Origin of the sequence: Erythrobacter sp. EC-HK427 (assembly GCF_902498745.1) — a bacterium.
Lineage (GTDB): Bacteria > Pseudomonadota > Alphaproteobacteria > Sphingomonadales > Sphingomonadaceae > Alteraurantiacibacter.
Genome location: NZ_LR701479.1, coordinates 1,520,001 through 1,533,691, shown reverse-complemented (window position 1 = coordinate 1,533,691; position 13,691 = coordinate 1,520,001). Strand labels below are relative to the sequence as shown.

The window sequence follows — 13,691 nt, the reverse complement described above, 5'->3', positions numbered from 1 at the left end:
CCGATGTCGAACAAGCTGTCGCTGATGGTCAACTTTGTCGGCATTGATCGGATGTCCGATTCGCTGCGCTCCATCATGCGCCTGGGCAATCGCGGCGCGCGGTCGCTGGCGGAACTGCGCGGTGAAGGCCGGCGTCTCGAAGCCCAGCTGCGCGATGTCCGCCGCGAAATCGATGGCGCATCGGGCAATGTCAGCGGCCTGATCGATCAAGAGCGCCGCCTGGAACGCCAGATCGAAAGCACGAATGCCGAACTGGCCGAGCGCCGCCGCTTGAACGCTATCGAAGGCGACCGCCGCGCCATGGCTGCGCGCGGCGATGCGATGATGGCACGCGGGCGGGAGAATATGCAGCAGGGCGCTGCCTTGGCCGCCCCGCTGGTTCTAGCTGTTGCGGCCGCCGCAGACTTTTCCAGCGGCATGGTGGACATCCAGCAAAAGGCCGCGCTGACCAATGCGGAAACCGACCAGCTGGCGCGCAACATCCAGCTGATGGCGCGAAGCGCGCACCAGATGCCTGAAGACGTTCGCGCTGGGCTCGACCTGCTGATGGCGCGCGGCATGGGCCTGGATGAAGCGACCGCGGCGATAGGGCCGGCATCGCGCCTGGCCACCGCTTACAGGGTCGACATCCCCGATGCGGCGGCGGCGGCTTATGCCAGCATTAACAACTTGAATGTTGCGTCGCTGGATGCAGGCCGCGCGCTGGATGTCATGGCCGCATCGGGGAACCAGGGCGGATTCGAAGTGCGCGATATGGCGCGGCATTTCCCCGCGCTGACCGCGCAGATGTCGGCGCTGGGCGAAGAAGGCGTTCCTGCTGTTGCCGACCTGTCGGCAGCGCTGCAGGTCGCGATGCACACCGCCGGCGGCGCAGACCAGGCGGCGAACAATATCCAGAACCTGATGGCGAAGATAAACGCGCCCGCCACCGTTCGCGCCTTCCAGCGGAACTTCGGCGTCGATCTGCCGGCGGCTTTGGCCGAACTGGAAGAACAGGGCTATTCGTCGCTGGAAGCCATCGCGATGATAACCGAAGAAGCGACCGGCGGCGATCTGTCGCGGCTTGGCTACGCCTTCGAAGATATGCAGGCGCGCCAGGGCATCATGGCGCTGATGCAGAACATCGATGAATATCGCCAGATTCGCGATGCGGCGATGAATTCCGAAGGGACGGTCGATGCCGCCTTCGACCAGCGCGCCGCGCGCGATGCAACCGTCCAATGGAACGCCTTCAAGACTTCGGTTTCGACACTGGCGATCACGCTCGGCACCACATTGCTGCCAGTGGCAAACGAAGCGCTGGGTATGATTTCAGGTCTTGCCCAGCGGGTTTCCGATTGGGCGGCGCGCAACCCCGAAGCTGCCGCTACCATCACGAAAATTGTCGCCGGCCTGGCGGTCTTCAAGCTGGGCCTGGGCGCAGCGCAGCTGGCAATCGGCGCGCTGTTCGGCCCGCTGGCCACCGGCATCGCCTGGTTCCGCCGCATGGGGGTGACGAAAATCTGGCTGCTGCGCAAATTCGTGATGTTCCGAAGCGGGCTCGCTACGGTGGCAAGCGTTGCCACGCGCGCCTTCGGTGCAATCCGCCTGGCTGCGATGTTTCTGGCGCGCGGCCTGCTGCGCGCCGGCGCGATGATGCTCGCCAATCCCGTTGTCCTGGTCATCACGCTGATTGTCGCCGCGATCGCTGGCGCGGCCTACCTGATCTATACCCATTGGGATTCGATCAAAGCGGCGTTCTGGCAAGGCGTCCAGGCGGTCGGCGGCGCGGTGACATGGGTCAAAGACCGACTGACCGCTGCCTTCAGTTTCTGGGCCGGCCTGCACACCCGCGCCGCGCAGATCGGCGGCCAGATTATTGCAGGGCTGGCGCGCGGCATTCGCAATGCGGCCAGCGCTGTCTGGAACGCGCTCAAAAATGTGGTGATGGCGGGCATCAATAATGTGCGCGAATTCCTGGGCATCGCATCCCCTTCGCGTGTCTTCATGGCGATCGGCACCGATACCGGTGAAGGGCTGGCCATCGGGCTTGACCGGCAGCGCCGCCGCGTCGGCGATGCAGCAGGTCGCCTGGCCGGCAGCGCACTAGCCGCCGGTTCGCTCGCCCTGGGCGCGCCTGCACTGGCGAGCCCGCAACCGCTGCCGGCAGCGGCCAGCAGCAGCCCGATCGGCGGCGGGTCGATCACCATCAAGATTTACCAGCGCGATGGTGAAAGCGGCCAGGACTTGGCGGTTCGGGTCGCCGATGAACTGGAACGCCGCCAGGCCCGCGCCGCGCGGCGCAGTTACGAGGATGGCATTGCATGACCAGCCAGCTTTCGCCCCTTCAGCTGATGTCGCTGGGAATGTTCGTTTTCGGAATTGACACCGCGACCTATAACAGCCTGCAGCGCCGCCGCGCCTGGCACCATGAAAAGGCGGAACGCCACGGCAACAGGCCGGCGGCGCAATTCATCGGCCCTGGTGAAGAAACCATCCAGCTGGCGGGCCTGCTGGTTCCCGAATTGGGCGCAGACCCTGCCGCCATGTCCACGCTGGCCGAAATGGCTGACACCGGTGAAACCTACCCGCTGATCGATGGCGCGGGCCGCATTCTCGGCCAGTATCGCATCACCGCGCTGGATGAAGACCATCGCACCATCATGGCCGGCGGCATTCCCCGCCAGATCGATTTCACCATTTCGCTGGAACGCGGCGATGACCAGCAGGCCGAAGGCGCGGCGCAATGACAGCGCGCAAGGCCGGCATCACGCTGGAACTGGAAAACGGCACCAGCCTGGCGGCGATTATCAGCGAACGACTGATCGATGCCACGCTGACCGAATCGCGCGAAGCCGAAGCCGATGAAGTCGAAATCAGGCTGCAGAACACCGATGGCCTGCTGGCCGTTCCTGAAACTGGCGCGGTCATATCGCTCGGCATGGGCTGGGAAAGCGGGCATGATGTTGCTGTCGGCCTGGTCGACAAGGGCTCTTTTACGGTCGATGAAGTCGCCGAAGAAGGCCCGCCCGACACGGTCATTCTGGTGGGCAGATCGGCTGATCTGACCGGCGATCTGCGCCAGCGGCGAACGCAATCCTGGCGCGACACCACGCTGGGCGCAATATTGGACGCAATCGCCCAGCGCCATGGGCGCAGCGCCAAGGTCGCGCCCGAACTGGCATCGCAGGCGATCGAAGTGATCGAACAGGAAGGCAAAAGCGACATGGCCTTCGTTCGCGATCTGGGCGTTCGCTATGACGCGATCTCGACTTGGAAGAACCAGCTGCTGCTGTTCCTGCCGATTGCATCATCTTCCACCGCCGGCGGCACCCCGCTGGATGCGATCACGCTGACAAAGGCCAAGGGCTGGCGCTGGACCTTCAGCCAGGCAGATCGCGGCAATTATGATGGCGCCGAAGCGCAATGGCAGGACCAGGATGCCGGCAGGCGGCGAACCGTCCAGGTCGGCGGCGAGAACCGCCGCCGCTTGCCCCGCGTATATGCCAGCGAAGCCGAAGCCCGCCAGGCTGCCGAAGCCGAGATGTCGCGCAGCGCCCGCGCGCCTTACACCTTCACCTATGAACTGGCGATCGCTGACCCTGCGCTGCAGCCCGATATGCGCGTCACCCTGCAGGGATGGAGCGAACGGGTCGATGCGGTCGAATGGCTGGTGAAGACCGTCAAAACCACATTCGGCAGCAACGGGCTCCAGCAATCGCTCGAACTGGAAAGCGCCTAAGGAACCGTCACTGTCTCGGCTTCCAGCAGGTCCATCGCGCTTACACCGGCGCCCATTTGCATCGGCCCGATCGCGCAGGTTGCGGCGTCAATCTGGCCGACCGCGACCATCGTTGCGGGCGCTTCACTTCCATCGCCTGCGCGGAACCGCAAAACCGCTTCGCGGCCCGAACCGCGATCACTGGTGACATTAAAGCCAGCGAATTCGAACCCTGGCAGGTCTTCAGGTGGCAGCGCAGCGCGAATCCTGTCGGTCAGGTCTGAGAGGAAGGCGGGATTGCGCGCGCGGCAGATGTCATCGGGCGATGGCTTCCATAGATCATCGGGCGAAATCGTGAAGCTGGTCGGTTCTACTGCTGGCGGCGGCGCTGGGTCTTCACCACAAGCGGCCAATGCGAATGCTGCCAATCCGATCAGAAACCGCATCAAACCTTCCTCACAATGGCCACCACGCGGCCCACCAGATGCAGTTCGCCATCGACCGCGCGATCTTCCGGCACTGCCGGATTGTCCGATAGGATGGCGATGCTGCCATCGGGGCGCGGGCGCAGCCGTTTCACCATGCCCACACCGCCAAAGCTGAAGGCCCATATCTGGTCGGCAATGCGCAGCGTGTCGACACTGCGATCGATCAGCATCTGGTCATTCGACCCGATGGTCGGCGCCATGCTGTCGCCAAGGCCATCGGCAATCACCAGATCGCTTGCATTGGCTTTGGTGTAGCGGCGAATGAATGACAGCGGGAACGGTTCGCTGCGCGCTTCAGGGTCGACCCCGTCCAGATAGGTTCCGCCCATGCCATAGGCGAGATCGATGACGGGAATTTCCAGAATCCGGTCATCGGCAGGCGGCGGCGTGTAGGGAAGTCGATCTTCGCCGACCGCGCCGACATCATCGGTTTCACCCATTAGGTATTCGGGCGTTGTGCCCAAAACACGCGCGATCTGTAAAAGGTCGCGCGGATGGTCGGTGTCACCCTTTTCAAGTCGATTTATCGTTTGCTGGGAAGCTGCCGAGCGGCGCGACAGTTCGGACTGTGACCAGCCCTTTTGCTTGCGCAGACTTTTCATTCGCTCCGGTCGGAATCTCGACATGACCGATGCCCTACCCAAAATTGGATAGTCACGCTCCACACAATTATGGGTTGACTGCATACTCATTGCCGAGTAGTTACCCATTTATGAGTAAAGCACTGACCCGCCACGAAGCACTTGAAGCCTGTGTCGACGCTGCTGGCACTATCAGCCAGCTGGGCCGCGATCTGGGTATCCCGCAATCGACGATGTCGCGCATTGTCAATTCTTCGAAGCAACTGCCTGCCGAATACGTTCTGCAGGCCGAACGCCTCTACGGCGTGTCGCGCCATGATCTTCGGCCTGACATCTATCCGCGCCAGATCATGCGCGACCAGGGCGCGATTGACCGGTTCTATGGCGTCGACCGCCGCGCTGCTTCGTTCATTCCCCATGATGCCGATGATAACCGCATCTACGGCGCAAGCGACTTCAATCGCGGCGGCGGAATGAAGGCAGCGACACAATGACCAAACGCCGCGAGCCTTTGACCTATCATGCCGCGCTCACCACCATCGCCGCGCGCATTGGCTGGGACCGATGCGGCGCGCTGTGCGGTGTTACCGATCGCGCGGTCCGCAACTGGTCAGACCCAGACTGCGAAACCGAAATCCGCCTGATCGATGCCGAGCGGCTTGACCGCGCCTACATCGCATCGGGCGGCGATCACGCGCCGTTCCATCGCCTGTTCGCCCTGCGCGTCGAATTGGCCACGCGCGATGATGTCGAATGCCTGGTCAATCTGATCGGCCACACTGCGAAGGAATCGGGCGAAGCGGTCGCCGCCCTGCTGGAAACCATCCAGAACAGCGATTGCCGAGAGACACGCCGGCGCGCGCAAAAGGAACTGCAGGAAGCGGTCGACAGCATGACCGACTGCCTGGCAGCACTAGGGGAGCAAGAGAAATGAGCGGCGAAGGCGCAGCACTTATCAAAGGCCCGCTGATCGAAGCGCCGCTGCAATTCCGGATGGAATCGGGCGGCAAGCGCGCATCGCGTAATTCATTTGTGAACTGCCCGAAATGCGATGCACCCGCCTTCGTTCGTCGGTCCGATCGTGTCACCGAAACCACTACCCAGCTGGTCTGCCATTGCACCGATTCAGGATGCGGTCACACCTATCGCGCCGACATCGTGTTCGTTCACACCCTTGTCGAAGGCAACATCGAACGGCCCGATCTGGACCTGCCGGTCTGCCCGCGCGACCAGGTTCCGCATATCCGCCCCCCTGTCGGCGAAAGCCATGATGGCGAGCCCACTTTCTTCGAACCGCCACCGCCTGCGCGCGCCACCGGCTGACCGCCACACAGCACACAGATCGCTTCAATTTTGCAGGCCGCTTCGGCGGTCGGAGGAACCGCCTTGTCCAAATTCATCGACATCATCATGCGGATAGACCGCCGCTGGCCCGATTGGCCCTATCTGCTGCTGATCGGCCTGACCATACTCGCCATCATTCGCACCGTTGCGCAGGCGGTCGCGCTATGAATCTGGCCGATGAAGTCATCAAGGCGCTGCAGCGGGATTTCCGGTTCAAGAAGACCGGTGGCGCCTGGCTGCAGGAAGGCACCTGTCCGCAATGCGGCAAGCGCGAAGCCTTTTGCTCGGCAAAGGAACCGAAGATTGTCCGATGCGGGCGCAGCGAACGTTGTGGCTGGCAGGACACCGTTCGCAACTTGCTGCCCGATCTGTTCGAAGACTGGTCGAAGCGCTTCCCCGCGACCGAGACCGAGCCCGACGCGGCAGCCGAAGCCTATCTGATACATGAACGCGGGCTGGATATGCAGCTGCTGCGCGGAACCTTCACGCAAGAGGTCTTCCGCGATGCGAAGACCGGCCAGACTTCGGCGACAATCCGGTTCCCGATAACCAATGATCTGCTGGGCGGTTCATGGTGGGAACGCATCATCGACAAGCCTGGCCGCTTCGAGAAGAAGGCCCATTTCAAGCCGCGCAGCCCATGGGCAGGGCACGTCTGGATGCCGAACGGCACCACACTGGCAACCCTTGCCGCCGCCGATGACATCTGGTTTGCCGAAGGCATTTTCGATGCCACCGCACTGACACAGGGCGGCAAGGTCCAGGCGGTTTCGAACATGTCGGTCAATCCCTACCCAGAACACTTTCTGGCTGAATTGGGGAAGTTCCTCGCCGACAGCGGCATCCAGCGCCGCCCGCGCCTGGTGTTCGCATTCGATGTCGGCGCCGCCGGCGTGTTCTACACGAAAAAGCACGTAAAGCGCGCCGAAGCTGAAGGCTGGATTGCCACCGCCGCGCAGGTTCGCCCCGATGGCGAGGGAACCAAGCTGGATTGGAACGACCTGCTGCTGCGCCATCAGTCATTCGATGGCAAGCCCAGCGATGGACCGCTCGGCCCCGCGAAGATCGAAGAATATCTGCACAATGGCGCAATCACCATTGCCGACAGCGCCCAGAAAAAGGCGCGCCTGATAGTCGATCGGGCAAAGCGGCAGGGCAAGCTGATGAACAGCTTCGATATGCGGCACGATAACCGGCTGTTCTGGGTCACCGTTAAAGAGGATGAAGACGGGACCCAGATTTACCCGATCGAAATCGCGAACTGCGCCTTCCGCCTGCTCTACCGCGAACGCGATGAAATCGCCGATGAAACAACCTTTTTCCTGCAGATCGACTTTCCCGATCGCGCCAATTCCGTAAAGGCCCGCTTTTCGTCGAATGCCTGCGCCAATAGCGGCGAATTCAAAAAACGGCTGATGGACTTCGCCGGCAGCTGGACCGGAACCGGCGAACAGCTGGACCGCCTGATTAAGCGCCAGACCCGCCGCCTGAAGGTTGTCGAACCGATCGGCTTCACCGGCTATTCGGCAGCGCACCGCGCCTATGTGCTGGGCGATCTGGCCATCCACCAGGGCCGCGTCCTGACCGTCAATTCGGAAAACTACTTCGATGTCGGTCGAAATGCGGTGAAGCTGCGCACCGCCGAACGAATGTTGCAGATCGACTATGACGCCGATCAGCTGCGCTTCGATTGGCTGGATGATGTCTGGACTGCCTACGGGCCGCGCGGAATGATCGCGCTCGGCTTTTGGGTCATGTCCATTTTCGCGGTCCAGATTCGCGAACGTCACAAGTCGCTGGGCTTTCTCGAAATCACCGGCCCGCCTGGTTCGGGCAAGTCCACGCTGATCGAATTCCTTTGGAAGCTGCTGGGCCGCGTCGGTTACGAAGGTTTCGACCCGAACAAGGCGACCCCTGCATTCCTCGCCCGATCGATGGTGAAGGTTTCGAACCTGCCGGTCGGCCTGATCGAAAGCGGGCGCGATGATGAAAAGCGCTCGCATGGCCGGCGCTTCGACCCGAATGACCTGCTGGTTCTTTACAACGGGCGCAGCCCGCGCGGCATCGGGCGAAAGTCTGGCGGATTCGAAACCGAAGAACCGCCGTTTCTCGGCAGCATCTACCTGATGCAGAACGAACGCATCGATGCGATTCCTGCTGTTCTGGAACGCCTGATGTCGATGTCGATCGACAAGTCACTTTGGGGACCAGGAACAAAGGAGGCCGCGCAGCGCCTAGAAAGCTGGCCGCTGGAATCCTGCAGCGGCACGATTGTCCATATCGCACGGCATGAACGGGACTTCCTGGACTTTTTCTTCGACCGGTTCCGCCACCATGACAGCGAGATGGGCAAGCGGGTCAAAGGCCTTTCCAACGCTCGCCCGATCAAATGTCACAGCCAGCTGGCCGCTGCGATCGAAGCGCTGCCGAAACTGTTTCCGAACTGCCGCCCCGAATGGGTCGGCCAAGCGCTTTCCGAAGTCGATGCGATGGCGCTGGACCGCCAGAATTCCGCCGGCGGCGATCACCCGCTGATCGCCGATTTCTGGGAAAAGGTCGACTATCTGATCGGTCGCGAAAAGCTGAACGACCATGAAGAAGGCAACAGTCTGAACCGGTCGCGCAGGCCCAGCGAACTGATCGCCATCAATCTACCCGATTTCGAAGCGCGCTGTCGCAATGCCGGCATTTATCCGCCGCCTATGGACCAGCTGAAGAAGCTGCTGCGCGGTTCGAAGTCCCGCCGCTGGAAGGCGACAAAGGCAGTCAATCCGCCAGGCGAGGATTCCAAGGCGCAGCAATGCTGGGTCTTCGAACAGCCCGACGCCGCGAAGGGGCCGATCATATGACCGATGCACCCCGCACCCGCACCTGGCGCGGCATCGAGAGTTTCGACCCGCCAGCGCTCGCCCATGATTTCGATGCGCTGCTGGCCATGGCCAGATCGATGCTGGAATCGCGGCGCAAGGGCTTTCCGGCCAAGATCGCCACCGGTGAATTGTCATCTGAAGATGCCGCGTTCGAAATAGCGATCTTTGAAGAAATGGTCGCCGATTGGGAATTCATCGCCAGCGCTGGCAGCCAGGGCGAGCCCGCGCCGGTCGATACAAGGGCGGCGCGCCGCGATGCGCTGGATGCATCGATCGCCACCATCGCCGGCATCGCGCGTTCGCAGCGCGGTTTCACGAAAACACTGATGCGCCAGGCCGAAGCGGTGATCGCCCTTCGCTGGCACCTGGAGCCTGGCCGCGATCAGGTCGCGCTCGCCAGGCTCACAAACCAGCTGCGCAGCGATGCCCGCGCAGCCCAGCAAAAGAAGGCCGCCTGATGAAACCGAACGCCATCCATCCCGCCGATTGCCGCTGCGCAGCTTGCCGGTCGCCCCGCCCTTTTCCGGTCGCTGAAATCACCACCCGCCGCCGCAAGTCCATCGCCCAGCTGGCGACAGCGCTTTCCATCCTCGCCCTGGTCGCCGCGATCGGCGCCTGCCTCACTTCGGAGCTTGTCCTATGACCAACATCAAGACCTATCATTGCTCGCAATGCGGCGCGCAGCATAACTGGCACGACAAGACGCTGCCGCCCGATTGGGAACATATCGGCGGCGTTCTGCGGTGCGGGGACTGCAGGGCGAGCGCGCAGGACAATGACACCGCCGCGCCCGATCTGGCGATCAGCGAAACCGCGATCAGGCTGCTTTCGGGCGCCTATCTTGATCTGGCCGAACCGGACTGCAGCGTCATCACCGGCGCTGATGTCGCTGCCGGCCTGCGCCAGCCCCGCTTTTGCGGCCAGACTCGCAAATTCTACACCATCGCCCAGCATAGTCTGCTGGTTCTGCAGCTGGTCAGGCCGATCGCTCGCAAGCTGGGCGGCGACAAAGGCCTGCAGCTGATGCGCTGCGCGCTGATGCATGATGCCGCCGAAGCCTTCCTGCATGACATCACCAGGCCGCTGAAGATGCAGCTGCCCGATTATCGCCGCATCGAAGCCCGCTTCGAACTGCGCATGGCCGATCGCTTCGGTTTCAAATGGACCGACTACCGCCGCGACACCGTCAAACACGCCGACCTTCAGGCGTTGGCGATCGAACAGCGCGATCTGCACGGCGGCGCCGGCGACAACTGGCCAATTCTCGCCAGCATCGATCGCGGCCAGCTGACCAGCATCGGCATCCGCCGCGCCTGGCACCCCGATGAAGCGCAGGACCGCTTCCTGATCGCCTTCGATGACCTGTTCTCAAAAGAAGAAAGGATTGCGGCATGAGACGCGGTCCATTTTGGAGAGAACGCCGCGCTGCCGATGATCGCCGGCGCGATGAACTGGCCGATCTGCGTATCCAGCGCCCGCTGACAAAGGCCGAGCGGGCCGAAGAAGCCAAGCTGGAAAAGCGCCTGCAAATGCAGGTCTGGCAAGAAATGCAGCGCGAACGCGAAGCCGCATTCGCAACCGGAGGCCAAACCCGATGACAAAGCACAATCCACCGGCCTGCCGAGACTGTCGGAATTTCAGACAGATCTGCGCAAAATGCGCGCGACCGCTTCGCACCGATTATTCTGACCCAGATGGTCCGATGACAATCATGCTAAATCAGGTCGCGAATTCAGAGCGAACGCAAAATGATGGGATGGCTTGCGGAACTGCCGGTCAGCACTTCGATCTAAGACCCAGCTTGCAGCGCCTGCATGGTGTGGCGCAATGACTTTCACCACACGCCCGTCGCTGCGCCTTGTCGCTTGCGCGCGCCCCGTCGATGCGATGCCCGCGATCACGAATGTCGCGGTCCGCTTCGATGATCGCGGCGCCTGGCTGGGCGCTATCCGCAAACGCGAACTGGCAATCGATGGCAAGCGCCCCCTCCCGCACCTGAAATCCGCCCGCGCCGCCGAAGTCGCTGGCTATGCCTGGTCAGCGCAGGAAGCCCTGGCCGACCCAGAACCAAACCGCGAAGCCGCGATCGAACACCTGCAGACATCGATCGCCCTGGCGGTCGGCCTGCTGACCGAACTGAAGGCGTAGTGATGACCAGCCCCGTCACCACCATCAATCGCATCGGGCATTTCGGCCATGTCCAGATCGGGCGCGGCGAGGAAATCCTCGCCACGCTTCATCTGGGCGATGCCTACGCCATTCGCCCTTCGCTCGGATTCATCGATTGCGATGTTACCGACCCGCCCTTCCTGCTGCGCACCAGCGGCGGCGGGCGCTATCGCAAGGCGCGAAAGTCAATGAGCGAAATCGCCGATGCCGGCATCGATGACGGTTTCGATCTGGCGATCTTCAATACCCTGCAATGCGGCAGCGTTGTCTGCTTTTGCCACAATGACCAGCTGCCGACTGTGCTGCCGGCGCTGGCCGGTCAGTTCCATCGCTTCGCCCTGCTGGATTGGACCAAAGCCAACCCGCAACCGGTGGCGAATAAGCACTACCGGCCCGATCGCGAGTTCTACATTCACGCCTGGAACAAAGGCTTTCACCCGCAAGGCGATCTGGCCGACAAGGGGCGATCGATCACCGCCGCGCCCGATCGCAGCCTGAAGAAGCGGTTCGAACATCCTACCATCAAGCCGCCGGCAGTGATGGACAAGATCATGCGCAACATCACCGGCGAAACGGTATGTGATGCCTTCATGGGGACGGGCTCCACCGGCGTTGCTGCCATCCAGGCCGGCAAGCGCTTCATTGGCATCGAACGCGATGCCCGCTGGTTCGAAGCCGCTGTCACCCGCATTAGCGAAGCTGTCGAAGCGCTGGACTGATGGCTGATATACCCTTCGACCGTGTTTGGTACTGGCGCCGGAACCTGCCGGATAGGAAGGGCGAGCCCTGCCGCATCATCGCGCGCGGCACAATGAACAGCGCGCTGATCGAATTTGAGGATGGCGCGCGCCATGTCGTTTCCCGCTTCGCGATCAGGAAACGCAAGTGACCGAGCGCGGCGCCTTCGCCCTAATCGACTGCCGTGATAGCGGCCTGGCACCAGCCCAGGCCGAGACGGTCGAATTCGCGCGAAATTTGGCAAGGCTGCGCGTCAAAGCCATGATGGCCGAAAGGACCAACGATTCGGCGCCCCGCAAATGACCGATGCCATTCTCTACGCCCGCTATTCGACCGCTATGCAATCGCAGGATTCGGTCGAAGACCAGCTGCGCCTGCTGCGCGAACGCGCCGAGCGCGAAGGCTGGCGCATCATCGGCGAAGAAGCTGACCCAGCAGTCAGCGGCACTATTCGCGATCGGCCAGGGCTGACCGCCGCGATCACCGCGGTCGACAGCGGCAAGGCCCGCATCCTGCTGGCCGAAAGTCTGGACCGGATTTCGCGCGACCAGGAAGACCTGGCCGGCATCTTCAAACGCATTCGCTTTGCCGGCGCGCAGATTGTCACCCTTTCCGAAGGCGAAGTCGGTTCGATGCATATCGGGCTGGGCGGAACCATGTCGGCGCTTTTTCTCGAACAGCTGGCCGACAAGGTTCGGCGCGGCCATGTCGGCAGGGTGAAGGCTGGCCGCGTCCCTGGTGGCCTTTCCTACGGTTACCGGAAGGTCTTCGCATTTCGCGATGATGGCGAGCCCGAACGCGGCCTGCGCGAAGTCGATGATGCCGAAGCGGCAATCGTGAAAAGGATCTTCGAAGAATATGCCGCTGGCGATGGCGCAACCGCGATCGCGCGCCGATTGAATGCCGAAGGCATCCCGTCACCACGCGGCGGCAAATGGCGCGCGAACACGATTGTCGGCAATCGCAAGCGCGGCAACGGCATCCTGCACAATCGCCTGTATATCGGCGAAATCGTCTATAACCGGCAGACCTTCCGAAAAGACCCAGACACCCGCAAGCGTGTTTCCCGCGTGAATGCTACCGCCGACCAGGTCAGTCAGGAAGTCTGCGAGCTGCGTATCATCGATGCTGAGACATGGGCGAAGGTTCAAGCGCGCCTGGATGAAGGCAAGACCAGCCATTCTTCGCGGCGGCGCAAAACGCGCCTCTTTTCCGGCAAGCTGCGCTGCAGCTGTTGCGGCGGGCCGGTCATCATCATTTCGACCGATCGATGGGGATGCAGCGCCTTTCGCCAGACCGGAACCTGCAGCAACGGTTCGACCATCACCGACAGCGTTCTGCAGCGCCGCGTCTGGGCCGCGATCAAGCGTGACCTGCTGCATCCTGATGTCATCGCCGCATATCTGGAAGAATTCCGCCTGGCATGGGCCGAGGAACGCCGGAACCTGATCGCAGGCCGCGCCGACTTCGATCGACAGCTGGCCGAGATTGACCAGCAGGAAGATCGCATCGCCGATGCAGTGATTGCCGGCATCGCGCCGGACAAGCTGAAGGCGAAGGCTGACCAGCTGGCCGCGCGGCGCGCAGCCTTGCTCGCATCGCAGTCTGATATGCCCGAAATCGAACCGATGATCGCGCATCCTGCGATCATTGCCGACTACCGCCAGCAGATTGACAGCATGGCGAAGATTGTCGCCGGCGATCGCGAAGCGATGGCCGGTGCTCGCCCGCTTCTGGATCGCCTGATCGACTTCATCGAAGTCGCGCCCCGCGAAGGCCGCCAGGGCGTCGACCTGATCTT

The 13,691-nt window shown here is 62.4% G+C and carries 18 protein-coding genes and 1 pseudogene (1 of these 19 only partly in view); 16 read left to right on the top strand and 3 right to left on the bottom strand.

What is annotated here, in order from left to right; genetic code table 11:
* Positions 1–3: 3 nt before the first annotated feature.
* From GC121_RS07470 to GC121_RS07460, 3 genes are read left to right on the top strand one after another with little or no spacing between them, the layout of a single operon-like run.
* Entirely contained in the window at positions 4–2,307 is a 2,304-nt protein-coding gene (locus GC121_RS07470; protein WP_151973534.1) for a phage tail tape measure protein, read from the top strand.
* A complete protein-coding gene (locus GC121_RS07465) occupies positions 2,304–2,729 on the top strand; it encodes a phage tail protein (protein ID WP_199857792.1) in 426 nt (141 codons plus the stop codon). The genes GC121_RS07470 and GC121_RS07465 overlap by 4 nt, the downstream gene beginning before the upstream one ends.
* Positions 2,726–3,721, top strand: coding sequence for a contractile injection system protein, VgrG/Pvc8 family (locus GC121_RS07460; RefSeq protein WP_151973532.1), 996 nt, complete (start codon positions 2,726–2,728; stop codon positions 3,719–3,721). Before GC121_RS07465 ends, GC121_RS07460 begins: the two co-directional genes overlap by 4 nt.
* On the opposite strand, the gene GC121_RS07455 is transcribed toward GC121_RS07460, so the two are convergent.
* The 3 genes and pseudogenes from GC121_RS07455 to GC121_RS15860 all read right to left on the bottom strand — a co-directional run.
* Entirely contained in the window at positions 3,718–4,146 is a 429-nt protein-coding gene (locus GC121_RS07455) for a hypothetical protein (RefSeq protein WP_151973530.1), read from the bottom strand. The genes GC121_RS07460 and GC121_RS07455 overlap by 4 nt on opposite strands.
* On the bottom strand, positions 4,146–4,628 hold the full coding sequence (locus GC121_RS07450) for a S24 family peptidase (RefSeq protein WP_234421157.1): 483 nt from the start codon (positions 4,626–4,628) through the stop codon (positions 4,146–4,148). Before GC121_RS07450 ends, GC121_RS07455 begins: the two co-directional genes overlap by 1 nt.
* Before the next feature lie 9 nt (positions 4,629–4,637).
* Positions 4,638–4,790 (bottom strand): annotated as a pseudogene (locus GC121_RS15860) (helix-turn-helix domain-containing protein); the annotation flags it as partial.
* Between the two features lie 110 nt (positions 4,791–4,900).
* Here GC121_RS15860 and GC121_RS07445 point away from each other — a divergent pair.
* The 13 genes from GC121_RS07445 to GC121_RS15855 all read left to right on the top strand — a co-directional run.
* A complete protein-coding gene (locus GC121_RS07445; protein WP_151973526.1) occupies positions 4,901–5,263 on the top strand; it encodes a YdaS family helix-turn-helix protein in 363 nt (120 codons plus the stop codon).
* The gene (locus tag GC121_RS15280) at positions 5,260–5,703 is read left to right on the top strand and encodes a hypothetical protein (RefSeq protein ID WP_199857790.1); all 444 of its coding nucleotides are present in this window, start codon (positions 5,260–5,262) and stop codon (positions 5,701–5,703) included. Before GC121_RS07445 ends, GC121_RS15280 begins: the two co-directional genes overlap by 4 nt.
* Entirely contained in the window at positions 5,700–6,092 is a 393-nt protein-coding gene (locus tag GC121_RS07440; RefSeq protein ID WP_199857789.1) for an ogr/Delta-like zinc finger family protein, read from the top strand. Before GC121_RS15280 ends, GC121_RS07440 begins: the two co-directional genes overlap by 4 nt.
* Before the next feature lie 63 nt (positions 6,093–6,155).
* Positions 6,156–6,281, top strand: a complete 126-nt coding sequence (locus GC121_RS15780; protein ID WP_255478889.1) for a hypothetical protein — start codon at positions 6,156–6,158, stop codon at positions 6,279–6,281.
* Positions 6,278–8,962 (top strand): toprim domain-containing protein, encoded by a 2,685-nt coding sequence (locus GC121_RS07435; protein ID WP_151973522.1) that lies wholly within the window; start codon positions 6,278–6,280, stop codon positions 8,960–8,962. Before GC121_RS15780 ends, GC121_RS07435 begins: the two co-directional genes overlap by 4 nt.
* Positions 8,959–9,441 carry a hypothetical protein gene (locus GC121_RS07430; protein WP_151973520.1) on the top strand — a complete coding sequence of 161 codons (483 nt, stop codon included), beginning with the start codon at positions 8,959–8,961 and terminating at the stop codon, positions 9,439–9,441. The genes GC121_RS07435 and GC121_RS07430 overlap by 4 nt, the downstream gene beginning before the upstream one ends.
* Positions 9,441–9,626, top strand: coding sequence for a hypothetical protein (locus GC121_RS07425; RefSeq protein ID WP_151973519.1), 186 nt, complete (start codon positions 9,441–9,443; stop codon positions 9,624–9,626). The genes GC121_RS07430 and GC121_RS07425 overlap by 1 nt, the downstream gene beginning before the upstream one ends.
* Positions 9,623–10,378, top strand: coding sequence for an HD domain-containing protein (locus tag GC121_RS07420; RefSeq protein WP_151973516.1), 756 nt, complete (start codon positions 9,623–9,625; stop codon positions 10,376–10,378). The genes GC121_RS07425 and GC121_RS07420 overlap by 4 nt, the downstream gene beginning before the upstream one ends.
* On the top strand, positions 10,375–10,581 hold the full coding sequence (locus tag GC121_RS07415) for a hypothetical protein (protein WP_151973515.1): 207 nt from the start codon (positions 10,375–10,377) through the stop codon (positions 10,579–10,581). The genes GC121_RS07420 and GC121_RS07415 overlap by 4 nt, the downstream gene beginning before the upstream one ends.
* Positions 10,582–10,810: 229 nt before the next feature.
* On the top strand, positions 10,811–11,131 hold the full coding sequence (locus GC121_RS07410) for a hypothetical protein (protein WP_234421156.1): 321 nt from the start codon (positions 10,811–10,813) through the stop codon (positions 11,129–11,131).
* A 2-nt stretch (positions 11,132–11,133) separates the two neighbouring features.
* Positions 11,134–11,871 (top strand): site-specific DNA-methyltransferase, encoded by a 738-nt coding sequence (locus GC121_RS07405; protein ID WP_151973511.1) that lies wholly within the window; start codon positions 11,134–11,136, stop codon positions 11,869–11,871.
* The gene (locus GC121_RS15275) at positions 11,871–12,041 is read left to right on the top strand and encodes a hypothetical protein (RefSeq protein ID WP_199857788.1); all 171 of its coding nucleotides are present in this window, start codon (positions 11,871–11,873) and stop codon (positions 12,039–12,041) included. Before GC121_RS07405 ends, GC121_RS15275 begins: the two co-directional genes overlap by 1 nt.
* A 148-nt stretch (positions 12,042–12,189) precedes the next feature.
* Positions 12,190–13,691: the 5' portion of a recombinase family protein gene (locus tag GC121_RS15855; RefSeq protein ID WP_370513766.1), read on the top strand. Its footprint extends 136 nt past the window's final position; the window shows 1,502 of its 1,638 coding nt (coding positions 1–1,502); it begins with the start codon at positions 12,190–12,192; the stop codon falls past the right edge of the window.

Bases quoted from the DNA above. Each gene is read 5' to 3' on its own strand.
- GC121_RS07435 (WP_151973522.1), top strand. From the start codon at position 6,278: ATGAATCTGGCCGATGAAGTCATCAAGGCGCTGCAGCGGGATTTCCGG.
- GC121_RS07460 (WP_151973532.1), top strand. From the start codon at position 2,726: ATGACAGCGCGCAAGGCCGGCATCACGCTGGAACTGGAAAACGGCACC.
- GC121_RS07470 (WP_151973534.1), top strand. From the start codon at position 4: ATGTCGAACAAGCTGTCGCTGATGGTCAACTTTGTCGGCATTGATCGG.
- GC121_RS15280 (WP_199857790.1), top strand. From the start codon at position 5,260: ATGACCAAACGCCGCGAGCCTTTGACCTATCATGCCGCGCTCACCACC.
- GC121_RS07465 (WP_199857792.1), top strand. From the start codon at position 2,304: ATGACCAGCCAGCTTTCGCCCCTTCAGCTGATGTCGCTGGGAATGTTC.
- GC121_RS07405 (WP_151973511.1), top strand. From the start codon at position 11,134: ATGACCAGCCCCGTCACCACCATCAATCGCATCGGGCATTTCGGCCAT.
- GC121_RS07440 (WP_199857789.1), top strand. From the start codon at position 5,700: ATGAGCGGCGAAGGCGCAGCACTTATCAAAGGCCCGCTGATCGAAGCG.
- GC121_RS07430 (WP_151973520.1), top strand. From the start codon at position 8,959: ATGACCGATGCACCCCGCACCCGCACCTGGCGCGGCATCGAGAGTTTC.
- GC121_RS07420 (WP_151973516.1), top strand. From the start codon at position 9,623: ATGACCAACATCAAGACCTATCATTGCTCGCAATGCGGCGCGCAGCAT.
- GC121_RS07450 (WP_234421157.1), bottom strand. From the start codon at position 4,628: ATGGGTGAAACCGATGATGTCGGCGCGGTCGGCGAAGATCGACTTCCC.
- GC121_RS07425 (WP_151973519.1), top strand. From the start codon at position 9,441: ATGAAACCGAACGCCATCCATCCCGCCGATTGCCGCTGCGCAGCTTGC.
- GC121_RS07415 (WP_151973515.1), top strand. From the start codon at position 10,375: ATGAGACGCGGTCCATTTTGGAGAGAACGCCGCGCTGCCGATGATCGC.
- GC121_RS07445 (WP_151973526.1), top strand. From the start codon at position 4,901: ATGAGTAAAGCACTGACCCGCCACGAAGCACTTGAAGCCTGTGTCGAC.
- GC121_RS15275 (WP_199857788.1), top strand. From the start codon at position 11,871: ATGGCTGATATACCCTTCGACCGTGTTTGGTACTGGCGCCGGAACCTG.
- GC121_RS07410 (WP_234421156.1), top strand. From the start codon at position 10,811: ATGACTTTCACCACACGCCCGTCGCTGCGCCTTGTCGCTTGCGCGCGC.
- GC121_RS07455 (WP_151973530.1), bottom strand. From the start codon at position 4,146: ATGCGGTTTCTGATCGGATTGGCAGCATTCGCATTGGCCGCTTGTGGT.